Here is a 22,856-nt window from a genome sequence, read left to right on the forward strand (position 1 = left end):
CTATGGTGATCAGGTGAGCGAGCAGACGACGCAGTCGCAGCGACGGGTGGTCGTGGTCGGCGCGGGCATGGCCGGTGTACAGACCGCCGTCGCCCTGCGCGAACAGGGCTTCCGGGGCACCGTCACCCTGATCGGTGCCGAGCCCCACCAGCCCTACGACCGTCCGCCGCTGTCGAAGGCCGTCCTGCTCGGCAAGTCGGAGGGTTCCGCCTTCGACGTCGACTTCGAGGCGCTCGGCATCGAACTCCTGCTGGGACGCGAGGCGCTCGGCGTGCGCCCGGACGACCACGAACTGAACACCGAGGCCGGGCCCGTCCCGTACGACGTCCTGGTCCTCGCCACCGGCGCCGAACCCGTCCGGCTGCCGGGCGCGGAGGGCGTGCCCGGCGTGCACCTGCTGCGCACCCTGGACGACGCCGAGCGGCTGCGGCCGGTGCTCGCCCGGCAGCACGACATCGTCGTCGTCGGCGCGGGCTGGATCGGCGCCGAGTTCGCCACGGCCGCACGCGAGGCCGGCTGCTCGGTGACCGTCGTGGAGGCCGCCGACCGACCGCTGGCGGGCGCCCTGCCCGCCGAGGTGGCCGCGCCGATGGCCGCCTGGTACGAGGACGCCGGCGCCGTGCTGCGCACCCACGCGCGCGTGGAGCGCGTCGAACCCGGCGAGGTCGTCCTCGACGACGGCTCGCGGCTGCCCGCGGGCGCGGTGGTGGTCGGGATCGGCGCCCGCCCCGCCACCGGCTGGCTCACCGGCTCCGGCATCGAACTGGGCGCCCACCGCGAGGTCCTGGCCGACGCGTACCTGCGCAGCTCGGCACCGGATGTGCACGCCGTCGGCGACTGCGCCTCCTTCCCCTCGGGCCGGTACGGCGAGCGCCTGCTCGTCCACCACTGGGACAACGCCCTCCAGGGCCCGCGCACGGTCGCGGCGAACATCATCGCCGCGGCCACCGGGGCGCCGCCCGCCGTCTACGACCCGGTGCCGTACTTCTGGTCCGAACAGTTCGGCCGCTTCGTCCAGTACGCCGGCCACCACACCTCCGCGGACGCCACCCTGTGGCGCGGCGACCCCTCGGGCCCGTCCTGGTCCGTCTGCTGGCTGCGCGAGACCCGTCTGATCGCCCTGCTGGCCGTGGGCAGGCCCCGCGACCTGGCCCAGGGCCGTCGCCTGATCGAGGCTGCCACTCCGATGGACCCCCGGCTCCTCGCCGACCCCACGCGCCCGCTCAAGGCGGCCACGGCCTAATCCGCCGCCCTGGTTGGACGGCCCCGACTTCCGACTGTCAGTCCTGGATGGCACGCTTAATCCCGTGACCGAGATTGACGCAAAGATCGATGCTCTCGTCCCCGCCTGGCTCACCCTGCCCGACATCGCCGAGATCCTCGGCGTCGAGGTGACGCGTGTCCGGCAGCTGGTCAAGGAGGGCCAGCTCATCGCCGTACGCCGAGGTGAGAACCGCGCGCTGCACGTCCCCGCCGCCTTCATCGACGGGGCCGAGCAGAAGGTCGTCAAGGGCCTGTCCGGGACCCTGACGCTCCTGCGGGACGACGGCTTCTCCGACGAGGAGATGCTCGAGTGGCTCTTCACCCCCGACGAGAGCCTGCCCGGCACCCCCGCTCAGGCCCTGAGCGAGAATCGCGGCACGGAGGTGAAGCGCCGGGCCCAGGCGCTCGCCGTCTGATCCGAACGCGCTGATCATCCGAACACCGTCCGGCGTACGGGCCGGGCCCGCCCGGGCCACGGCCGTGGCACCGCGCGGCCCGCGGCAGCCACGCCGCGGGCGCCCGGCCCCCGGCCCGTACGCCGCCGACCACGAACGACACGGGGGACCTTCGCATGTCCATCGCCGCCACCACCGCCCGCGCCCGGCTCGCCGACGCCCGTGTCTACCTGTGCACGGACGCCCGCAGGCGCCAAGGCGACCTCCCGGAGTTCCTGGACGCCGTGCTTGCCGGCGGGGTCGACATCGTCCAGCTGCGCGACAAGGGCATGGAGGCGGCCGAGGAACTGGAGCACCTGGAGGTCTTCGCCGAGGCCTGCGCCCGGCACGGTCGGCTGCTGGCGGTCAACGACCGCGCGGACGTCGCCCACGCCGCCGCGGCGGACGTCCTCCACCTCGGCCAGGGCGACCTCCCGGTGCCCGCCGCCCGCGCGATCCTCGGGGACGACGTCCTCATCGGCCGCTCCACGCACGCGGAGGCGGAGGCCGAGGCGGCCGCCGTCCAGGACGGCGTCGACTACTTCTGCACCGGCCCGTGCTGGCCCACCCCCACCAAACCCGGCCGTCACGCCCCCGGCCTCGGTCTGGTCCGGTACACCGCCGCCCTGGACACCGACCGCCCCTGGTTCGCCATCGGCGGGATCGACCTCGGCAACCTCGACGAGGTGCTGGAGGCCGGCGCCCGCCGGGTCGTGGTGGTCCGCGCGATCACCGAGGCGGACGATCCGGGAGCCGCCGCGGCGGAGTTCGCCAAGCGGCTGCGGCAGCAGTAACGGGGGTGTGTCCGGCCGGGTGTCCAAGGGGTGGACAGCAGGGTGGCAATTCGGGCAAATTCCCGGGACTCGGTTGGGGGACCGCGCCCCCCTGGTTAACCTGCGGGTATGGCCCTCGGAACCGCATCCACCAGGACGGACCGCGCACGCACTGTGCGTGACATGCTCGCCACGGGCAGGACGACGTACTCCTTCGAGTTCTCGGCACCCAAGACGCCCAAGGGCGAGCGCAACCTGTGGAGTGCGCTCCGGAGGGTAGAGGCGGTCGCCCCGGACTTCGTCTCCGTGACGTACGGCGCCGGCGGCTCCACCCGCGCGGGCACCGTCAAGGAGACCCAGCAGATCGTCGCGGACACCACCCTCACCCCGGTCGCCCACCTCACCGCGGTCAACCACTCCATCGCCGAACTGCGCAACATCATCGGCCAGTACGCCGACGCCGGGATCCGCAACATCCTCGCCGTGCGCGGCGACCCGCCCGGCGACCCCATGGGCGAGTGGGTGCCGCACCCGCACGGCCTGACCTACGCCGCCGAACTCGTCCAGCTCATCAAGGAGTCGGGCGACTTCTGCGTCGGCGTGGCGGCCTTCCCGGAGATGCACCCGCGCTCCGCCGACTGGGACGCCGACGTGACCCGCTTCGTCGACAAGTGCCGGGCCGGCGCCGACTACGCCATCACCCAGATGTTCTTCCAGCCCGAGTCGTATCTGCGGCTGCGCGACCGGGTCGCGACGGCGGGCTGCGAGACCCCGGTCATCCCCGAGGTGATGCCGGTGACGAGTGTGAAGATGCTGGAGCGGTTGCCACAGCTCAGCAACGCTCACATCCCGTCCGCCCTGAAAGAGCGGATCCTCACAGCAAAAGACGATCCGGTCGCTGTACGCTCCATTGGCATCGAATTCGCCACGGAGTTCTGCGCGCGACTGCTCGCCGAGGGAGTGCCCGGACTGCACTTCATCACGCTCAACAACTCCACGGCATCGCTGGAAATCTACGAGAACCTGGGCCTGCACCACCCCCCGCGGGCCTAGACCGGCCGCACGGGTATACGACACACTGCGTAGCGGTCACTGGGAGAGGGGCGTACATGGGCTGGACGGTCCTCTACACCGCGTTCGGCATCGTCGCGCTGTGGCTGCTGGGCGAAGTGCTGCTGCAGTACAAGGCGCGCCTGCGCTGGCGGCTGCTCGCGTTCGTCGGCTTCCTCGGCGTGGTCGCCGGGGTGCTGATGGGCTCGGTGGTCGTCATCGGCCTGGGCGCGGCCGCGTTCGCGGTCGGCCAGACGTACGTCACCCTGTCCTTCCGCCGCGGCTTCTCGGCCGGCTGGGCGGTCAAGCGCCCCGAGGGCGAGGGCGATCCGCTCGGCGTCACCAGCAAGCGCCGGCGCGGCAAGGCGGACCGCCAGGACCCGGCCCTGGAGGTCTCCGACCTCGAGTCGGCCACCGCGGACGCCGGGTACGGCGAGGAGCGTCCCTACGCCCAGGACGGCGCGTCCTTCGGCAGGGACGACGACTACGACCGCGACGACGTCTTCACCCCCGCGCGTTCCTCCCAGCCCACGGCCGCCGAGTCCACCATGGTGTACGAGCCGCAGCCCCTGGAGGAGGACACCGGCTCCTACGGCATATACGGCGGCGACTCCTCCGGCTACCCCGCGGGCGACCCGTCCTACGCGAACGCCGCCCAGTCCCAGGAGCAGTACGCGACGGCCGCCCAGGGCGCCGACCAGACCTACGGGTACGACTACTCCGGCTACACCCAGCAGCAGTACGGCTACGACGCGGGTGGCCAGCAGCAGTACGCGGCCTACTCCGACCCGTACATCGGCACCCAGACCTACGGCGGCGGCTACGACGCCTCGTACGGCCAGTACGGCCAGCAGGGGTACACGCAGGACCAGTACGGCACCGGCACGTACGGCACCGAGACCCCCTCCGGCGAGGTGTGGGTCCCGCAGCAGCGCACGGACGAGACGTACGGCGGCGAGCTCCCGCAGGAGCAGCAGTACCCGTACCAGGGTGACGGCCAGGGCCAGAACCAGGGTCACGGCAACGGCTACGACGAGCAGCAGTACCGTTACTGAGCTTTCCTCAGCCCTGGACCGGACCGCTCACTGAGACCCCCGGAACTCCGGCCCCTCCACGATCAGCCCGGCCACGAGCGCACCCGACATCCCGGCATGGGCGAGCCCGCCACCGGGGTGCGACCAGCCGCCGGCGGTGAACAGGCCGGAGAGGGCGGTGGTGTTGGCGGGATGCAGGGTGCCTTCCCCACCGGCGAGCGAGGGCGGGGGCACGGCACCGCCCTCGGCGCCCGTCTCCTGCCCGGTGTGCACGGGGGTGCGGACCTCGCGCCACAGCGTCCGCTCGCGCAATCCCGGCACCGCGCGCTCGGCCGCGGCCACCATCCGGTCCGCGAAGGCATCGGCGGCGCCGTGCGCGGCCCAGTCGTACTCCGCGGCGGAAGCCACCGTCGCCGTCAGCACCACCGACTCGTGCCCGGCGTCCGGGCGAAGGGCGGGGTCGTCCGGGCGGTCGACGCGGACCGTCGGCCGGTCGGGCGTCTGCCCGTGCCGGAACAGGTCGAGTTCGCCCTCGGCGTCGTCGGAGTGCACCACCGTGCGGTGCACCGCCCCCGACTCCCGGGCGCCACGCAGCGCGAGGCACACCACCACGCGGCCGGGGTGCCGGTCCTCGACGTGGGGCGCGAGGTCCTTCGCCCCGTACAACTCCCGCCCCCGCACAAGCCCGCGCATCCGCCACGGGCCCGCCCCGACGACCGTGTCCGCCTCCGTCACCGTCCCGTCGGCCAGCTCGACCCCGGCCGCCCGGCCGTCCTTGTCCAGAACACCGGTGACCTCCGCGCCGAAGACGAACTCGACCTTCCGCGCGACACACCGCTCGTACACCGCCCGTGCCAACTCCCTTACGCCACCGCGCACATACCAGGTACCGAACGCGTGCTCCATGTACGGCAGCACCGCCGTGCTCGCCGGCGCCGTGCCGGGATCCACTCCGTGCGCGAGGGCGTAGCCGTCCAACAGGGCGGCCAGACGCGGATCCCGCAGCTCCCACGCCCCGATCTCCGCCAGGGTGGACGCCCGCCGGGTCCGCAGCAGCTTCTTGTGCGGTAGCGCCGGATACGGCTCGCGCTCCGCCAGCACCTGCCAGTTCGGCCACAGGGGCTCCTCCAGCAGGGGTCTGCGGGTGCGGTCCCACGCCTCCCGGGCCCGCACCAGGAAGTCGCCCCAGCGCTGTCCGGTCCCGGCGCCCAGCGCCTCGTCCAGGGCCGCGACCACGCCCGCGCGCGAGGCGTTCGGCAGGGACACCTCCGTGCCGTCCGCGAACACATGGCGTGACGAAGGATCGACCTGCACCAACTCGACGCGGTCCTCCAGCGGCTCCTTGCCCGTCTTGAGGAACAGGTCGCGGTACACGGCGGGCAGCGTCAGCAGCCCGGGCCCGGTGTCGAAACCGAACCCGTCCCGCTCGAACCGGCGCACCGCACCGCCGTACGTCTCCGCACGCTCGTACACCGTCACCCGATGGCCCGCCACGGCCAGCCGGGCGGCGGCCGCCATCGCGCCCATCCCGGCGCCGATCACCGCAATCCGTCCCATGCCCGCGACTTTAGCGATCGCCACTGACAGTCACCGAACCGGAGGCGCCCCCGGCTGGGAGGCGAGCCGGCGCTCCGTCCGCCGCTCGGCCCTGCGGCGCAGGAAACGGCGGATCCGGGAGACCAGGAAGACCATCACCACCAGGCCGGTCAGCAGCAGGACGCCCGCGATGACGGCCGCCGCGACCGGATGGAACATCGCGAAGGAGACGATCCCGGCGACGCCGAGGTCCTCGGCCAGGCTGAGGACGATGTTGCTGAACGGCTCCGGCGAGGTGTTGACCGCCATCCTGGTCCCCGCCTTGACGGTGTGGCTGGCCAGCGCCGTCGAACCGCCGATCAGCCCGGCGACCACGTCGTTGAGGGAACCGCTGTGCCCGGCGAGCAGTGCCCCGACCCAGGCGCCCGCGACCGGCCGGATCACCGTGTGCACGGAGTCCCACACCGAGTCGACGTACGGGATCTTGTCGGCGACCGCCTCGCACAGGAACAGCAGGCCCGCCGCGACGAGGACCTCGGGGCGCTGCAGGGCCGCGGGGACGTCGTCGCTCACCCCGGTGGCGCCGAACACGCCGAGCAGCAGGACCACGGCGTAGGCGTTGATGCCGCTGGCCCAGCCGCTGGTGAAGACCAAAGGGAGTACGGACACGGGGGCGATCGTAGCCAGTGGGTGACCCGGCGCCGTAGGGGTGAGCGCGCAGGGCTGAGTATCCGTACCTAGTGAGTGAGATGAGTACGCGCGCGGATGGGGCCCGACCTGCGCGAACGAGAAAGTGGTGACACGGAAAGGGGCGCGGCTCCGGCACCGGCGACACGGGGCGCCGGAACGGAGCGGCCCGCGATCCGCTCCTTCCGCCGGCGGTGGTCGGCGGGAGCGAGGCACGGGGGAACCCGGGGGAACGACCACGAGGGGGTCCCAACGGGGGGAACGGGGGAGAAGAGAAAACGGGGGAGCACGAGGAGGCGCCGGTTCGAGGTGGCCCGCGGGGGACGCGGCCACAGCGGACCGGCGCCTTCGTGTGCGCTCGGGGTGATGCGGGTCAGCGGCCGCTGACCCGCCCCTGCAGCAGCCGGGACAGCGCCGCGTGGACGTCGTCCAGGGAGCGTTCCGGCTGGAAGGACTGCCAGTCCAGGGCGGCCACCAGCACCATGCCGACCAGCGCCGACGCGGTCAGCGGCACATCGATCTCGTCGCTGAACTCGCCGTTTTGAACGCCTTCGCGCAGGACGTCCTCCACCACGGCGACGGCCTGCTGCCGCACCACCATCAGCGTGGACTGCCAGGCCCGGTTGGTGCGCCACAGCTCGGCCACGTACAGCTGGGTGAAGGCCGGGTAGCGGTCGATGAAGACGAGACCGGCCCGGATCATCGCGTCCAGGGCGTCGACCTTGCTGCCGCCGTCCCTGGCCGTCTTCTCCGCCGCCTCCCGCAAGGAGGCGGTGAGCAGGCCCACCCCGTGCCGCAGCAGCTCCTCGAAGAGGACCGACTTGCTCGCGAAGTTGTAGTAGACGGTGCCCTTCGCGACCCCGGCCCGCTCGGCGATCTCGTCGACCGTCGTGGCGGAGAAACCCTGCTCCGCGATGAGCGTGACGGCGGCCTCGTAGAGCTTCTGCCGGGTGGCCTCGCGGCGGGTGCCGCCCCCCGACGTGGTGCTGCTGCGTTCCATGGCCCCGATTGTCACAGGTACGCGCCCCTGCAGGGCCTTCTTCCCGATCACAGGCTCAGCTCCGGGTGCAGCCGGTCCACCGTCCACACCTGGCGGCGGCGGGCCGACACCGCGGTCAGCGCGAGGGCGCCCGCGGTGAAGCCGACGAGCACCACGCACGCGTGCCACACCGGTCCGAGGCCGCCTCCCGTGATGAGCCGCCTGAGCGCCTCCACGACGTAGCTCATCGGCAGGAACGGATGGATGGCGTTGAAGAAGCCCGGGCTGGTCTCCACCGGGTACGTGCCGCCGGCCGAGGTCAGCTGGAGCATCAGCAACGCGAGGACGAGGATTCTGCCCGCGGGACCGAAGCGGGCGTTGAGCCACTGGACGATCGCCGCGAAACAGGCCGCCACGAGGAACAGGAAGCCGATCGTGCCGGCCGCCCGCAGCATCTGCAGGCCGATCGCCCAGTGCAGGACGGCCATCAGCGCGCTCACCTGCAGCACCCCGACCGCGACGACCGGCAGCCAGCCGGCGAAGGCGATCCGCCACGCGGACGAACCGACGCCCAGGGCACGCCGGTTGAGCGGCGGGATCAGCATGTACGCCACCATCGCACCCACCCACAGGGACAGCGGGATGAAGTACGGCGCGAAGCCGGTGCCGTAGTTGGGCGCCTTGTGCAGGTCGTGGGAGGCCAGGCGGACGGGGTCGGCCATGACGCCGGTGCGCTCGTCGCGGTCCTTCTTGTCGTAGTCGGGGATCTTCTTGGCGCCGTCGTGCAGTCCGCCGGCGAGCTTCTGGGAGCCGTCCGCCAGCCGGTACATGCCACCGCTCAGCGTCTCGGCGCCCGACTCGGCGGTGCCCAGGCCCGCGTCCAGCTTGTCCGCGCCCGTAGTGGCCGTGCCGAGCCCGGTGTGCAGCTTTGTCGCACCCGCCGCGACCTGGTGGGCGCCGGCGTTGAGCTTGTTGATCTGTTTGACGGCCGTGTTGACGTCCTCGTAGAGGTGCGGGGCGCGCTCGGAGAGGGCGCGGGCCTGCTTCTGGAGGGTGCCGAGGTTGGCCCTCATCGTCTTCAGATCGCCGTCCTGGTCGGTGACGAGGGTGTTGAGGTCGTCGGCGACCGCCGCCACGTCGTCGGCCGCCTGCCGGGCCTTCTTCAGGTCGGGACAGGCCGGGTCGGGCAGGGGGGCGCTCTGGCAGCGCGTCTTGTAGACGTCGTCCAGGACGGCGGCGGAGGCGTGTGCTGTCTTCGCCGCGCCCGGCGCGAGTTTCACGAGGACGTCCAGGTTGTCCTTGACCGTCCCCGCCGAGTCGGCGACCAGCCGGGCCGTGTCGCCGATGGTCTTCTCGTTGTCCTTCAGGAACGGGCCGGCCTTCGCGTAGACGCCGTTGACCCTGTCGGCGAGGGTCTGGGTGCCGTCGGCGACCTGTTGCGAGCCGTCCTGGAGGGCGCCCGCTCCGGAGTCGAGCTTCTTCAGCCCCTTGGCGAGCTTGCCGCTGCCGCTCTTGGCCTCCTTCAGGCCGTCCGCGAGGTCCTGGGAGCCCTTCTCCGCCTTTCCGATACCGCCGTGGAGCGTGTCGGCCCCCTTCGCGGCCGTCACGGTCTTGTCGTGGATGTCGGAGAACGAGACGAAGATCCGGTCCAGGAAGGTGCGCGACGTCTTGGTGGACGCGGCCGAGCGGACCTCGTTGAAGACCGTGCGGGAGATCTGCCCGACGATGTAGTTGTTCGCGTCGTTCGTGCGCACCTGCAGCGCGCCGGTCTCCGGGGAGTCGCCCGAACTGGAGGCGACCCGCTCGCTGAAGTCGGCGGGCATGGTCAGTGACAGGTAGTAGGTGCCGTTCTCCAGACCCCTGCGGGCCTGAGCGTCGCTCACCTCGTGCCAGTCGAAGGTGTCGCTGTCCCGCAGTCCGTCGACGATGTCGTCGCCCGCGGTGACCTTCTTCCCGCCCGCGGTCGCCCCCTTGTCGTCGTTGACGAGCGCCACGGGGATGCGGTCCAGGCGGCCGTAGGGGTCCCAGAACGACCACAGGTACAGGGCGCCGTACAGCAGCGGCAGCACCAGGAGCGCCACCAGCGCGGCCCTCGGCAGTCGGCCGCGGCGGAAGCGCCTCAGTTCGAGGGCGGCGAGCCTAGGCGAGCGCATCGGCCTTCTCCTTTCCCTGCGTGCTCACGACGAGGGCGTCTTCCGGGGCCTGGCTGGAGACCGCCACGACGGTGGTCCCGGCCTCGGCGATCGACCTCAACTGCGCCCAGACCTCGGCCCGTTCCGCGTCCGAGAGCTTGAGGTCGGTGTCGTCGACGCCGACCAGCCGGGGATTGCCGAGCAGGGCGAGCGCCAGGGACAGTCGCAGCTCCTGCAGCCGTTCCAGATCGCGTACGGCGGTCCGGGAGCCCTTGGGCAGCGACTCGCGGTCCAGCCCGGCGGCGGCCAGGGCGTCGTCGATCCGCAGCTTCGCCTCGGCCGTCCGCTCGCGCCGGGGCCGCAGCAGAGCGCGCAGCGAGTCGCCGAAACGCCGTTGCAGCAGCGCCCGTTCGCGCAGGTGCTCGCCGACGGTCAGGGCCGGTTCGAGGTCGGTGACACCGGCCACGTTCGCCAGACCGCTGACCCGGCGTACGGCCGCCATCTGTTTCGGAAGCCGCCACTGACCGACCTCGGCCGTTCCCTCGGTGGGTTTCATCCGGCCCGTGAGGGTCAGCAGCAGACATGTACGGCCTGACCCCGACGGTCCCTCGACGGCGATCAGCGAGCCGGGCGCGGCGTCGAACGTGACGTCGCCGAAGACCCGGCCGCGAGGGCCCCTGAGTCCGAGGCCGCGGGCCGTGACACCGGTACCGGGCACGTTCCCCCCATCCCCTGGTCTTGTAGTGATTTTGAACTGACTGGTCAGTGCAAAAACTACTCCGAACCTTCGATCGAAGCAAAAGGGCTGGTCAGAACGGATTGTCAGTGGCATACCGCACGATGGGCACATACGGCATCCGTGCCGTTACCCAGATGACAGGAGGTACGTCATGGCCAGCTATCACGCAGCAGCCGCCCGTCGGCGCCGCGCCACCGGCCCTGCCCCCTCACTGACCGGTCCGGCGAGCGACGTCCATCCGGTGCTGCGTCGCGCCGCCGCCCCGCCGGCCGCCCTCGACCTGCTCGCCCAGGCCCGTGCCGGGCTCGACGAGGCGGCCGTGCTGGAGACTCCGAACGAGCGCTACGCCACCGCCCACCTCGCCGCCCTGCGCACGGCCGCGGCGGTGCTCGCGGCGCGGGGCCGCCCGGAGAGCACCGCGCGACGCCGGGCACGCATCCGGAGCGCTTGGGAAGTGCTCCCCGAGATCGCGCCCGAACTCACCGAGTGGAGCGCGCTGTTCGCCTCCGGGGCCCGGCGCCGCGCCCGGGCCGAGGCCGGTATCCAGGGCGCGGCGAGCCGCCGCGACGCCGACGACCTGATACGCGACGTGGCGATGTTCCTGCGCCTCGTCGAGCGCATGCTCGTGCTGCAGCCGGTCCTGCCCCAGCCCCGCCAGGACCCCGATCATCCGGAACCGGCCCCGGAGAGCGACCGCGACTTCCCGGACGCGGGATGAGCGGGGTCGTGGGCCGGCGGACTGCGAGCGGGGGTGTGGGGCGAGCGGACTGCGGGGCCGTTCCGGGTCCGGGCAGCGGGACGGCGGCCGGCGTGGGCGTCGCGTGGGCTGGGGGGACGGCCGGGAGTCCAGCGTGCGAGACGTTGTGCGGGGCGGGGCGCCGAGGTGGTCTGGCGGGACGGTCGAGGCAATAGGGTGGAGGGCGCCTGAAGCCTTCCCTCCGTACGCCGGGCCGGGAGGCAGCCCGTTCGCTCCGCCGTGCAACAGGCGGTGCCGCGCCGAGGAGTCAACTGCCGTGTCGGACCCGCTGCGACCCCGCGCCTCCCTCCGTACCGCCGTGGTCTGGGAGGTCCTCCAGGACGCCCTCGACCGCCGCGTCAAGGCCACGGGACGGCAGGCGCTGGACGTCCTCGACACCGGAGGCGGCAGTGGCAACTTCGCGGTGCCCCTCGCCCGCCTCGGCCACCACGTCACCGTCGTCGACCCCAGCCCCAACGCCCTGTTCGCACTCGAACGCCGTACCGCCGAGGCGGGCGTTGCCGACCGCGTCCGGGGCGTCCAGGGCGACGCCCACGGCCTCTTCGACGTGGTCGAGCGCGGCGGGTACGACGTCGTGCTGTGCCACGGCGTCCTGGAGTACGTCGACGACCCGGCCGAGGGCCTGCGCAACGCCGTGGCCGCCCTGCGCGCCGAGGGCGTCCTCAGCCTGCTCGCCGCCGGTCTCGGCGGCGCCGTGCTCGCCCGAGCGCTCGCCGGGCACTTCAAGGAGGCCCGCCAGGCGCTCGACGACCCGAACGGCCGCTGGGGCGCCGGGGACCCCGTGCCGCGCCGCTTCACCGCCGAGCAGCTCACCGCGCTCGTCGAGGGCGCGGGCCTGCGGATCGGTGCCGTGCACGGCGTGCGGGTCTTCGCCGACCTGGTCCCGGGCGTGCTCGTGGACACCGAGCCCGGCGCGATGGAGGCACTGCTGAAGCTGGAGGAGGCGGCCGCCGAACTCCCCGCCTTCCACTCCGTGGCCACCCAGCTCCATGTGCTCGGGGAGACCCCGGAGGCCACCGAGGCCTGAGTGACCCCTGTGCCGCGCCGCTGATCAGCGGCGCGAGTGCGCATGGAGTACGCCACAGGCCCCCCGAACGGGGGCTTGGCGCCGTATGATCGAGGGAGATCACCCGGCATGACGGGTCGGCCGCTGGGGAATGGAAGATTCAGCGAGCCGGGACGTCGATGGCGGAATCCGGTTGGCCAATTGGCGCAGAGGGGCGGGTTTCACGGGGGCGATTCCCTGCCTATCCTGAAGGGACCCCCCGGGTCGCCCCGGCGACTGCACGATGAGGAGGACTCCGTGCCGCTCTCGGAGCACGAGCAGCGCATGCTCGAGCAGATGGAGCGAGCGCTGTACGCCGAAGATCCCAAGTTCGCGTCGGCGCTCGAGGGAAGCGGGCTGCGTACGTACACCCGGCGGCGGGTCTACCAGGCGGTCGCGGGCTTCCTCGTCGGTATCGCGCTCCTCATGGCTGGAATGGTCGCCAAGCAGGTCTGGCTGAGCGTGGTGGGCTTCCTCGTCATGCTGGGCTGCGCGGTCCTCGCCGTGACCGGCTGGCGCAAGGCGCCCAAGCCGGGCGAACAGCCCGCCGGCGCCCCGCAGGCGCGCCGTCAGGCCCGGCAGAAGCGCTCGATGATGGACCGGATCGAACAGCGCTGGCAGCGCCGCCGCGACGAGCAGGGCCAGTAGCGCTCCCGACGACTTCGAGGGGTGGCCACCACCGGTGGTCACCCCTCAGCCATGCCCGCACGGCGGGCCCACCCCGGGCCCCGGCTCCACTGAGCGGCTGAGCGACCGGCCGGCTACAGGGAGTGGCTGAACCGGCTGTGCGGCTGTGCGCCTGTGCGGCGTCTCCGGAGGGCCGGGGAGCAGCAGCCGGCCCCGGCTCGGACGTTCCGAGCCGGGGCCGATCGCGGTGTGCGCGGCGGGCGGGAGGTCAGCCGTTCTGCCGGCCCGGTTCGCCCGACGGGCGGCGGATCAGTGTGGCCCGGCGGTCGGCCATGCGGGCCTTGACGGCCGTCCAGCGCTCCGACAGGTCCCACACGGCGCGGACGGCCGAACGCGGTGCGATCACCGCACGGACCCGGGTGGTCCGGTTCGCCCGGGAGCGCAGGGCCGACCGCAGCGCGCGGACGTCGTCCGCCAGGCCCGGTACCGCCCGCGGCCGGGGCGAGTACAGCACCTGTTCCACGGCTCCCGCCACCCGGTGGACCCGCTCGGCGGTCGCCGGATCGAGCACTCCGAGCCGCACGATCCGCGCGGCCGCCTTCCTCGGGGTCAGCGCGTCGTCCGGCACGATGCCGTAGTCCCAGGCCGTGTCCGTCAGCTCACGCCAGACGGCCAGCACATGGCCGGTCGCCACCTCCGCGGCGTGACGGGCGTCCGCCTCGACCTCCATCGCCGCCGCTCCGGCCGGGGCCCCGCCGCCGGAGGACGCGTGCTGGGCCGAGGCCAGCCGTGCCGAGCGCCGTCGCAGCCGCCAGAGCATGGGCAGCAGTGGTACGGCGACCACGAGGAGGGCGAGGACCCCCCAGCCGGCGTACCAATACCAGGGGTGCCCCTCGATGCCCGGCTTGGCGGTGTCCAGCGGAGCGGCGACGCCGCAGTCCTGGAGCTTCTTCTCCTGCACCGAGCAGCTGGCGCTCGACGACGGCGCCGCCGACGCGGACGATCCCGCCGACTGCGAGGGCTGCACGACGTCGGGCAGGCTGTTGCCCGGCGTGTCCGACTGCGTGTACGAGGGAGTGACACCCCGGCTCGGGGTCGGCTCGAAGCGGGTCCAGCCCACGCCCTCGAAGTACAGCTCGGGCCAGGCGTGGGCGTCCTTCAGACCGACCGACACCGACTGGTCCGACTGCGGGGAGCCGGGGGCGAAGCCCACCGCGACCCGCGCCGGTATGCCGAGGATGCGGGCCATCGTCGCCATCGCGAAGGAGAAGTGGACGCAGAAGCCCTCCTTGTCCTTCAGGAACTTGGCGATCGCGTCGGGACCGGTGCCGACCTGGACCTGCGTGCTGTACTGGAACCCGCCGTCGACGGTGAACCAGTCCTGGAGCTTGACGGCCTGCTCGTAGTGGTTGGTCGTGCCGGCGGTGACCTGCCGGGCGGTCTTCGCCACCACCGAGGGCACCGAGTTCGGCACCTTGGTGTAGTCACGCCTGATCGCCGCGGGCGCCTCCGGGGCGTTCGCGAGCTGCTCCGCCGTCGGCTGCACGTCGAGGCTCTTGACCAGGTACGTCTTGCCGCGCGTGGACTCCCCGTGGTCGCCGACCAGGGTCATGCCCACCGGTTCGTAGCGCCAGTTGCCGGCGATGTCCACGCCGCTGGGCGGGTAGGGCATCGGCAGCCAGTCCTGTGCGTACCAGTCGGCGGCCGAGATCCGGGTCTCGATCACCGTGCGCTTGACGTCCGGCGCGAGGCCGGTCGGGGTCGGGAACTTGCCCGGCACGGAGGTGATGTGCCGCTTGGAGGGCTTCCAGGTGCTGCCGTCGAAGTCGTCCAGGGACACGATTCGCAGATACATGTCCGAGAGGTCGTTGCTGCTGGTCCTCAGGGACAAGACCTGGCGGTCCTCGTCCACGTTCAGGCTGTCGCGCAAGGAGACCAGCGGGTTGACCGCGGAGATCGTGCCCCCGCTGCCGTTGCCCATGCCCACGCCCGTCCCGGCACCGTCCAGCAGCCCGCCGTTCATCGCGGGCAGCACGACCGGCACCACCAGCGCGATGCCCAGCGCGAGCACGCCGATGCGGCGCCCGGTGCGGACCGGCGCGACCGCGCCCAGCTCCCCGCCCGGAGTCCGTGGCGCCCCGCCGAACACGCGGCCCCACTGCGAGAGCCGGTCCCGGCCCTCGGCCAGCAGCAGCATCAGATAACCGCCCGCCGCGACCAGGAACCACACCCAGTCGGTGCCCCCCTCGGACAGACCCGCGGCCACCGAGTACAGCGCGAGCAGCGGCAGGCCGGCCGGGGCCGCGCTGCGGAAGGTCACCGCGAGGGTGTCCACCGCGAGCCCGACGATCATGACCCCGCCCAGCAGCATCAGCCGGATGCCGCCGGACTCCAGGGGCGCCGGTATCGCGTACCGGGCGATGTCGTCGCCTCCCTGCCGCAGCAGGTCGGAGAAGTGCCGGAACGCCTCGGGGCCGGGCACGAGCCCGAGGAAGGCCTGCTGCCGCGCGAAGACCAGGGTCAGCATCAGCAGCGTGACCAGGGCCTGGGCCGCCACCGTCAGCGGCCGGGCCAGCGGTACCCGGCGGGTCGCCGCGCCCACGCCGGACTGGACGCCCAGCATGACGGCCGCCTGCAGGATCCAGGTGGCCGGCGAGACCAGCGGCAGCAGGGCGCAGGAGGCCAGCAGGGTGGCCGCCCAGGCGCACAGCGCCAGCCGTGTCCGCCCGCTCATGAACCCGCCCCCTCACCACTCGTACCGCCCGCCGCTGCCAGGCCCGTGCGCTCACGGTCCGCCTGCCGCCACAGCTCGCCCAGCGAGACGCCGCGCGGCACGCTCAGGGCGGTCCAGCCCGCCTCCCGCAGCATCCGCAGCCGCTCCTCACGCCGGTCCAACGGCCCCGGCACATCGCTCGGTTCCCGCACCCATGCCTCGCTGTCGAGCAGGAAGGCGAGCGCGCCCCCGCTGCGCTGGCGCATCTTGGCGGCGATCGCCGTCTGCTCCTGGTCGAGGTCGCCGAAGAAGGCCACCAGCAGCCCCTCGTTCCCGCCGCGCAGCACGTCGTACGCGCGGGACAGGCCCGCGCCGTCGGAGTGGTCGACCACCGCGAGGGTGTCCATCATCAGCCCCGCCGAGTCGGCCGTCTCCTGGCTCGCGCCCGCGAACCCCTCGGCGCCCTCGCCGGGCACCGAGTTGCCGGTGTCCGTCAGCAGCCGCACGGAGAAGCCTCGTTCGAGCATGTGCACCAGGACGGACGCGGCGCCCGAGACCGCCCACTCGAAGGCCGAGTCCGGGCCCGCGCCCGCGAAGGCGATGCCCCGGGTGTCCAGCAGTACCGTGCACCGGGCGCGCTGGGGCTGCTCCTCGCGGCGCACCATCAGCTCGCCGTAGCGGGCGGTGGAGCGCCAGTGGACACGGCGCAGGTCGTCGCCGTAGCGGTAGCCGCGCGGGATGACGTCGTCCTCGCCGGCCAGGGCGAGCGAGCGTTGCCGCCCGTCGCCGTAGCCCTTGGCCTCGCCGCTCAGGCGCACCGGCGGCAGCGGCTCCACGCGCGGGATCACCGTCAGGGTGTCGTACGAGGAGAAGGAACGGGTCAGCTCGCACATGCCGAACGGGTCGGTCAGGCGCAGCTGGAGCGGGCCCAGCGGATAGCGGCCGCGCAGGTCGGAGCGGACGCGGTAGGAGACCTCACGGCGTCCGCCCGGCTCGACCCGGTCCAGCACGAAGCGGGGCCGGGGCCCGAGGACGTAGGGCACCCGGTCCTGGAGCATCAGCAGGCCGGTGGGCAGCCGGGAGACGTTGTCCATCCGCAGATGGACACGGGCCTCGCTGCTCGCGGGCACGCGCGCGGGGGAGAGCCGGCGGCTGCCGGCCACCCGGTAGCGCGTGCGGTACAGGAACGCGGCGCAGACGAGAGGGAGCGCGGCGAGCAGCAGGCCGACCCGCAGCAGATCGCTCTGGCCGAGCACATAGGCGCAGATGGCGGCGGCGATGCCCGCCGCGAGGAAGGACCGGCCGCGGGTGGTCAGGCCCGCCAGGGCGGTACGGACGCCGCCCTTCTCGCCCCGGTCGGCCTCCGTGTGCCCGGTCCCTCCGAAGGTCATCACAGCCTCCGCGGCGGTTGCTGGCCGTACGATGGCGTGCCGTGGCCGAGGCCGCCGAAGCCACTGGGCTGCTGGGGCGCCGCGGGCACCGGCGTGCGCTGCAGGATCTCCTGGACGACCTGCTCGGCGGTGCGGCGGTTGAGCTGGGCCTGAGCGGTGGGCAGCAGACGGTGGGCGAGGACGGCGACGGCGAGCGCCTGCACGTCGTCCGGCAGGGCGTACTCCCGGCCGCTGAGGGCCGCGGACGCCTTCGCGGCGCGCAGCAGGTGCAGCGTCGCGCGCGGGGAGGCCCCGAGTCTGAGGTCGGGGTGGGTGCGGGTGGCGGCGACCAGGTCCACCGCGTACCGCCGGACCGTTTCGGCGACATGGACTCCGCGCACGGCCTCGATCAGCTTCACGATGTCGTGCGCGTGCGCCACCGGCTGCAGGTCCTCCAGCGGCGAGACGCCGCCGTGCACGTCGAGCATCTGCAGCTCGGCCTCCACGCTGGGGTAACCCACCGAGACCCGGGCCATGAAACGGTCGCGCTGCGCCTCGGGCAACGGGTAGGTGCCCTCCATCTCCACCGGGTTCTGCGTGGCCACCACCATGAAGGGGCTCGGCAGTTCGTAGGTCTGCCCGTCGATGGTGACCTGGCGCTCCTCCATCGACTCCAGCAGCGCCGACTGGGTCTTGGGCGAGGCGCGGTTGATCTCGTCGCCGATCACGATCTGCGCGAAGATCGCGCCCGGCTTGAACTCGAAGTCCCGGCGCTGCTGGTCCCAGATGGACACACCCGTGATGTCCGAGGGCAGCAGGTCGGGCGTGAACTGAATACGCCGCACGGAACAGTCGATGGACCGCGCCAGCGCCTTGGCGAGCATGGTCTTGCCCACGCCGGGCACGTCCTCGATCAGAAGATGTCCCTCGGCGAGAAGTACGGTCAGCGAAAGCCGTACGACCTCGGGCTTGCCCTCGATCACTCCTTCCACCGAACTGCGGACCCGCTCCACAGTGGCAGTCAGATCTGTAAGGCTCGCTCGATCGTCATAGGTCGTCACCCGGCCCTCCTCGGCCCGTTCTTTCTCCGGGCCGTCGCTCTGCGATGCGGACCGGCCCACCCCTGGAACACGGACACCACGCGTGAAAGGTTCCGCGTGACGCCACACCCGCATTCTTGCTGCCGTTACCGTTTCGTGTCACTCGACTGTGGACAAGTGGCCGCGATATGTCGGGTTTTACGGTGCTTGGGGTCCAAGAATGCGCGTGTTCCGAGCAAAACGAGAGGGCCGGGGACGCCTCCGTGACCGTTTACGCCGGGTCGATCTCGCGCAGCAGGCCCGTCCGCACGTCGAAGACGAAGCCGCGCACGTCGTCGGTGTGCAGCAGGAACGGCGAGGTGCGCACCCGCTGCATGGACTGGCGCACGTCCTGGTCCACGTCGCGGAAGGCCTCCACCGCCCACGCCGGGCGCTGGCCGACCTCCATCTCCAGCTCGGTGCGGAAGTCCTCGGTGATCGCCTCCAGACCGCAGCCGGTGTGGTGGATGAGAACGATGCTGCGGGTGCCGAGCTTGTGCTGGCTGATGGTGAGCGAGCGGATCACGTCGTCGGTGACCACGCCGCCCGCGTTGCGGATGGTGTGGCAGTCGCCGAGCTGCAGGCCGAGCGCCTTGTGCAGGTCGATACGGGCGTCCATGCAGGCCACGACCGCGACGTGCAGCACAGGACGGGCGTCCATCCCGGGGTCGGTGAACTCCGCGGCGTACCGCTCGTTCGCCTCGACGAGGCGGTCGGTGACCGTGCCGCCGCTTATGGCGCCTTCGGACTCGGTGGTTACGGATGCAGAAGTCGTCATGGTCACAACGGTACTGGTCACGGAGGTTCCGGTCTCGGTGTGAGAGCGGGAAAAGAGCGTCATCACGTCCCTCTTGTGAGGTAACCCACACAGGTGGCGGTGGCTGGGCCGTCAGGGTGGTTTTCCCTGGTTTGCCGCTTCGCACGCATGCCGGGCCGCCACGCGCGGGCCGGTTGATTGACCGCGCGACACCGTGGACTAAAGTGACGCGAAGCGGGAGGCGAGGCCCTCCCTGCTGGACGAACTTCCCGGAGGCCCCCCTCGCGGACGGCCTCCCCACGTGCGCGGGGACCCGGCGGTGCGTACGGCCCGCGCCGGACCTGAGAGGGCCCCTTGAGCAACAGTCGACATGTCCCGGTGATGCTCCAGCGGTGCCTGGACCTGTTGGCCCCCGCCCTTCAGCGGCCCCAGGCGGTCGTCGTCGACTGCACCCTCGGGCTCGGCGGGCACAGCGAGGCAATGCTCGAGCGCTTCCCCGAGGCCCGGCTGGTCGCTCTCGACCGCGACAAGGAGGCGCTGCGCCTGTCCGGCGAGCGGCTCGCCCCGTTCGGCGAGCGCGCCACCCTGGTGCACGCCGTCTACGACGAGCTGCCCGACGTACTGGAACGACTCGGCATCGCGCGCGTGCAGGGCGTGCTGTTCGACCTCGGCGTCTCCTCCATGCAGCTCGACGAGGCCGACCGCGGCTTCGCCTACGCCCAGGACGCCCCGCTCGACATGCGCATGGACCAGACGACCGGCATCAGCGCCGCCGAGGTCCTCAACACCTACCCGGCCGGCGAACTCGTCCGCGTCCTGCGCGCGTACGGCGAGGAGAAGCAGGCCAAGCGGATTGTCGCCGCCATCGTGCGCGAGCGCGACAAGGAGCCCTTCGACAACAGCGCACGTCTGGTCGAACTGATCCGGGACGCGCTTCCGCAGGCCGCCAAGCGCACCGGCGGCAACCCGGCCAAGCGCACCTTCCAGGCGCTGCGCATCGAGGTCAACGGTGAGCTGTCCGTGCTGGAGCGGGCGATCCCGGCCGGGGTGAAGGCGCTCGACGTCGGCGGACGCATCGCCGTGCTGTCGTACCACTCGCTCGAGGACCGCCTGGTCAAGCGGGTCTTCGCGGCCGGTGCCGCCACCACCGCGCCTCCCGGGCTGCCCGTCGTCCCCGAGCGGTACCAGCCCCGGCTCAAGCTGCTCACGCGCGGTGCCGAACTTCCCACCGAGGAAGAGGTCGCCGAGAACCGGCGGGCGGCACCGGCGCGACTGCGCGGGGCCGAGCGCGTCAGGGAGGACATCGAGTGAGGGGCGTGAGCGGGTTGGAGATCCGAACTCACCAGCTGGGCTGGGGGCGGTGTGAGTAGGAAACCCGAACTGAGGGGGCGGGCCGCCCGTCTCGCCCGGCTCTTCCCCGGGGCGCCGAGCCGCGGACAGGCGGCCCGTACCCCCTTCGTCCTGCTCGTCGTGCTCCTCCTCGGCGGTGGCCTGATCGGGCTCCTGGTGCTGAACTCCGCGCTCAGCGAGGGCTCGTTCAAGCTCGACGACCTGCAGAGGAACACCAAGAACCTCACCGACGAGGAACAGGCGCTGCAGCGGGACATCGACGCCTACTCCGCCCCCGAGGCCCTCCAGCGCCGCGCCCGCGAGCTGGGCATGGTCCCCGGCGGCGACCCCGCCTTCCTGAACCCGAACGGCACCGTGAAGGGCGTCCCCTCGGCCGCCGCCGAGCAGTCCTCCGCACAGCTGCCGCTCGTCCTGCTCCCGCCGGAGACCATCGGCTCCTCCCCGGCACCCGGCACCAACGCGGCCGCGTCCCCCACGGCCGACCAGACCCCGGCAGTCACCACCCCCGCCCCGACGACGATCCTCGGCAGGTGACGGAAGTGTCCGACAGGGAATCGCCGCGCCGCCGCGTGCCCGGCCCCGCCCGTCCCGCCGCCGGTCAGCGGCGGCCCGGCACCGGTGCCCGTCCGGCGGCCCGCCGTCCGGCGGCTGCCCGGTCCGCGGCCCCGAACCCCCTCAAGCTCGGCAGCCCCCGCCCCCGGCTGCGCATGGTCGCGCTGGCGCTCACCCTGGTGCTGATCGCGTTCGTCGTACGGCTGCTGCAGGTCCAGGCCGTCGACGCGAGCACGTACGCCGCCAAGGCCGAGCAGAACCGGTACGTCGTGCACACCCTGGCCGCCGAGCGCGGCGGGATCACCGACCGCAATGGCGTGACCCTGGCGACCAGCGTGGACGCCTACGACCTCACGGCCGACCCGACGATGTTCACCCGCGCCCAGCTGAAGATCGACGACGGCCCGGAGCAGGCGGCCGCGCTGCTCGCGCCGATCCTCGGCCAGGACCAGGCCACCCTCGTCAAGAAGCTGCGGCCGGCCAACAAGAAGCTGCGCTACGTCCTGCTCGCGCGCCGTCAGACCCCGCAGGTCTGGACGCAGATCAAGGACCTGAGGAACGCGCTCACCCAGAAGGCGGCGACCGACCCGGGCACCGCCAACGTCCTGGCCGGCGTCTTCGCCGATCCCAGCAGCAAGCGCGTGTACCCCAACCGCGACCTCGCCGCCGGGATACTGGGCTGGGTCAACGACACCGGCCAGGGCGGCGGGGGCGTCGAGCAGGAACTGAACAAGGAACTGTCCGGCAAGGCCGGCAAGATCCGCTACGCCCAGTCCGGCGGCCGGCTGATCCCCACCGCCGGCTCCACCGAGACGCCCGCGGTGCCCGGCAGCGACGTCGAGCTCACCATCGACCGGGACATCCAGTGGGCCGCCCAGAACGCGATCAGCGAGCAGGTCAAGAAGTCCGGGGCGGACCGCGGGTACGTGATAGTGCAGGACACCCGGACGGGCGAGATCCTCGCCATGGCCAACTCGCCCGGCTTCGACCCCAACGACCTGTCCAAGGCGGATCCGAACGCCCTGCACAACTGGGCCGTCGAGGACGCCTACGAGCCCGGCTCCACCGCCAAGATCATGTCGATGGCCGCCGTACTGCAGGAGAACGTGGCCACCCCGCTGACGCATGTCGTGGTGCCCAACCGGCTGCACCGCGGCGACCGGCTCTTCAAGGACGACATCGACCACGCGACCTGGGACCTCACCCTCAACGGCGTGCTCGCCAAGTCCAGCAACATCGGCACCATCCTGGCCACCGGCCAGCTCGGCAGAACGCAGGCGCAGGCCAACAAGGTCCTCTACTCCTACCTGCGCAAGTTCGGCATCGGCAGCTACAGCGGACTCGACTTCCCGGGCGAGACCAAGGGCATCCTCGCGCCGCCCGACAAGTGGTCGACCTCGCAGCAGTACACGATTCCTTTCGGCCAGGGCGTGTCCCTCAACGCCATGCAGGCGGCGTCCGTCTACTCGACGATCGCCAACGGCGGCGTTCGTATCGAGCCCACCCTCGTCCGCGGCGCCAAGGGGGCCGACGGACGCTTCACGCCGGCCGCCAAGCCCCGGAAGACCAGGGTCGTCAGCGCGAAGACGGCGAAGACGCTCGCCCAGATGCTGGAGTCGGTCGTGGACGACCAGGAGGGCACCGGCACCAAGGCGCGCATCCCCGGCTACCGGGTCGCGGGCAAGACGGGTACGGCCAACCGCGTGGATCCGGCCACCGGCAAGTACCGCGGCTACACGTCCTCGTTCGCCGGTTTCGCCCCCGCGGACAACCCGCGCGTGACCGTCTACTGCGCCATCCAGAACGCGACGAAGGGCAGTTACTTCGGCGGCCAGATCTGCGGACCCATCTTCAAGGAGGTGATGGAGTTCGCACTCAAGACCCTCCAGGTCCCGCCCACCGGCGCGAAGCCCGCGGCCCTGCCCGTCACCTTCACACCCTGATCAGCGCAACCAGCCAGGAACGCTCCGTGACCATGA

Annotated in this window: 20 protein-coding genes; 11 read left to right on the forward strand and 9 right to left on the reverse strand. The window is 72.2% G+C overall.

Annotated elements, in window-relative coordinates; genetic code table 11:
* The first annotated feature begins 13 nt into the window (after positions 1-13).
* The 5 genes from ABZ453_RS02375 to ABZ453_RS02395 all read left to right on the forward strand — a co-directional run bounded on the left by ABZ453_RS02375 (position 14) and on the right by ABZ453_RS02395 (position 4,575).
* On the forward strand, positions 14-1,243 hold the full coding sequence (locus tag ABZ453_RS02375) for an FAD-dependent oxidoreductase (protein ID WP_359010722.1): 1,230 nt from the start codon (positions 14-16) through the stop codon (positions 1,241-1,243).
* A gap of 64 nt (positions 1,244-1,307) precedes the next feature.
* Positions 1,308-1,679: an Rv2175c family DNA-binding protein gene (locus tag ABZ453_RS02380; RefSeq protein WP_359010724.1), complete on the forward strand. Its 372-nt coding sequence runs from the start codon at positions 1,308-1,310 to the stop codon at positions 1,677-1,679.
* A gap of 155 nt (positions 1,680-1,834) precedes the next feature.
* On the forward strand, positions 1,835-2,491 hold the full coding sequence (gene thiE / locus ABZ453_RS02385) for a thiamine phosphate synthase (protein ID WP_359010726.1): 657 nt from the start codon (positions 1,835-1,837) through the stop codon (positions 2,489-2,491).
* Positions 2,492-2,599: 108 nt separating this feature from the next.
* On the forward strand, positions 2,600-3,523 hold the full coding sequence (metF, locus tag ABZ453_RS02390; RefSeq protein ID WP_359010728.1) for a methylenetetrahydrofolate reductase [NAD(P)H]: 924 nt from the start codon (positions 2,600-2,602) through the stop codon (positions 3,521-3,523).
* Between the two features lie 56 nt (positions 3,524-3,579).
* Entirely contained in the window at positions 3,580-4,575 is a 996-nt protein-coding gene (locus ABZ453_RS02395; protein ID WP_359010729.1) for a hypothetical protein, read from the forward strand.
* Between the two features lie 27 nt (positions 4,576-4,602).
* Here the strand turns inward: ABZ453_RS02395 and ABZ453_RS02400 are convergent, their stop codons facing one another.
* The 5 genes from ABZ453_RS02400 to ABZ453_RS02420 all read right to left on the reverse strand — a co-directional run bounded on the left by ABZ453_RS02400 (position 4,603) and on the right by ABZ453_RS02420 (position 10,606).
* The gene (locus tag ABZ453_RS02400; RefSeq protein WP_359010730.1) at positions 4,603-6,111 is read right to left on the reverse strand and encodes an NAD(P)/FAD-dependent oxidoreductase; all 1,509 of its coding nucleotides are present in this window, start codon (positions 6,109-6,111) and stop codon (positions 4,603-4,605) included.
* A gap of 30 nt (positions 6,112-6,141) precedes the next feature.
* Positions 6,142-6,759, reverse strand: a complete 618-nt coding sequence (locus ABZ453_RS02405) for a DUF4126 domain-containing protein (RefSeq protein ID WP_359010732.1) — start codon at positions 6,757-6,759, stop codon at positions 6,142-6,144.
* Between the two features lie 391 nt (positions 6,760-7,150).
* Positions 7,151-7,777 carry a TetR/AcrR family transcriptional regulator gene (locus ABZ453_RS02410; protein WP_359010733.1) on the reverse strand — a complete coding sequence of 209 codons (627 nt, stop codon included), beginning with the start codon at positions 7,775-7,777 and terminating at the stop codon, positions 7,151-7,153.
* A 47-nt stretch (positions 7,778-7,824) separates the two neighbouring features.
* Entirely contained in the window at positions 7,825-9,909 is a 2,085-nt protein-coding gene (locus ABZ453_RS02415; RefSeq protein ID WP_359010735.1) for a YhgE/Pip domain-containing protein, read from the reverse strand.
* Positions 9,896-10,606, reverse strand: a complete 711-nt coding sequence (locus ABZ453_RS02420) for an ATP-binding cassette domain-containing protein (protein ID WP_359010737.1) — start codon at positions 10,604-10,606, stop codon at positions 9,896-9,898. The genes ABZ453_RS02415 and ABZ453_RS02420 overlap by 14 nt, the downstream gene beginning before the upstream one ends.
* A 172-nt stretch (positions 10,607-10,778) precedes the next feature.
* Between ABZ453_RS02420 and ABZ453_RS02425 the strand changes: the two genes are divergently transcribed.
* The 3 genes from ABZ453_RS02425 (at position 10,779) to ABZ453_RS02435 (ending at position 13,077) form a co-directional block, all read left to right on the forward strand.
* Complete coding sequence (locus ABZ453_RS02425; RefSeq protein WP_359010739.1) at positions 10,779-11,345, forward strand: SAV_6107 family HEPN domain-containing protein; 567 nt, start codon at positions 10,779-10,781, stop codon at positions 11,343-11,345.
* A 295-nt stretch (positions 11,346-11,640) separates the two neighbouring features.
* Positions 11,641-12,411 (forward strand): methyltransferase, encoded by a 771-nt coding sequence (locus tag ABZ453_RS02430; RefSeq protein ID WP_359010741.1) that lies wholly within the window; start codon positions 11,641-11,643, stop codon positions 12,409-12,411.
* Positions 12,412-12,687: 276 nt separating this feature from the next.
* The gene (locus ABZ453_RS02435; RefSeq protein WP_133042857.1) at positions 12,688-13,077 is read left to right on the forward strand and encodes a DUF3040 domain-containing protein; all 390 of its coding nucleotides are present in this window, start codon (positions 12,688-12,690) and stop codon (positions 13,075-13,077) included.
* A 247-nt stretch (positions 13,078-13,324) separates the two neighbouring features.
* Here ABZ453_RS02435 and ABZ453_RS02440 read toward each other — a convergent pair whose 3' ends face one another.
* The 4 genes from ABZ453_RS02440 to ABZ453_RS02455 all read right to left on the reverse strand — a co-directional run bounded on the left by ABZ453_RS02440 (position 13,325) and on the right by ABZ453_RS02455 (position 19,059).
* Positions 13,325-15,790, reverse strand: a complete 2,466-nt coding sequence (locus ABZ453_RS02440) for a DUF3488 and transglutaminase-like domain-containing protein (RefSeq protein ID WP_359010743.1) — start codon at positions 15,788-15,790, stop codon at positions 13,325-13,327.
* A complete protein-coding gene (locus ABZ453_RS02445) occupies positions 15,787-17,160 on the reverse strand; it encodes a DUF58 domain-containing protein (RefSeq protein WP_359010745.1) in 1,374 nt (457 codons plus the stop codon). Before ABZ453_RS02445 ends, ABZ453_RS02440 begins: the two co-directional genes overlap by 4 nt.
* The gene (locus ABZ453_RS02450) at positions 17,160-18,200 is read right to left on the reverse strand and encodes a MoxR family ATPase (protein ID WP_359010747.1); all 1,041 of its coding nucleotides are present in this window, start codon (positions 18,198-18,200) and stop codon (positions 17,160-17,162) included. Before ABZ453_RS02450 ends, ABZ453_RS02445 begins: the two co-directional genes overlap by 1 nt.
* 250 nt (positions 18,201-18,450) lie before the next feature.
* On the reverse strand, positions 18,451-19,059 hold the full coding sequence (locus ABZ453_RS02455) for a carbonic anhydrase (RefSeq protein WP_359010749.1): 609 nt from the start codon (positions 19,057-19,059) through the stop codon (positions 18,451-18,453).
* 270 nt (positions 19,060-19,329) lie between these two features.
* On the opposite strand from ABZ453_RS02455, the gene rsmH reads away from it, so the two are divergent.
* From rsmH to ABZ453_RS02470, 3 genes are read left to right on the forward strand one after another with little or no spacing between them, the layout of a single operon-like run.
* Positions 19,330-20,286 carry a 16S rRNA (cytosine(1402)-N(4))-methyltransferase RsmH gene (gene rsmH, locus ABZ453_RS02460; protein WP_359010750.1) on the forward strand — a complete coding sequence of 319 codons (957 nt, stop codon included), beginning with the start codon at positions 19,330-19,332 and terminating at the stop codon, positions 20,284-20,286.
* Positions 20,287-20,337: 51 nt separating this feature from the next.
* Complete coding sequence (locus ABZ453_RS02465; protein ID WP_359010751.1) at positions 20,338-20,859, forward strand: septum formation initiator family protein; 522 nt, start codon at positions 20,338-20,340, stop codon at positions 20,857-20,859.
* A gap of 5 nt (positions 20,860-20,864) precedes the next feature.
* Positions 20,865-22,820: a penicillin-binding protein 2 gene (locus tag ABZ453_RS02470; protein ID WP_359010752.1), complete on the forward strand. Its 1,956-nt coding sequence runs from the start codon at positions 20,865-20,867 to the stop codon at positions 22,818-22,820.
* Positions 22,821-22,856: the final 36 nt, after the last annotated feature.

The organism is Streptomyces sp. NPDC005799 (assembly GCF_040630525.1).
GTDB classification, from domain to species: Bacteria; Actinomycetota; Actinomycetes; order Streptomycetales; family Streptomycetaceae; genus Streptomyces; species Streptomyces griseorubiginosus_B.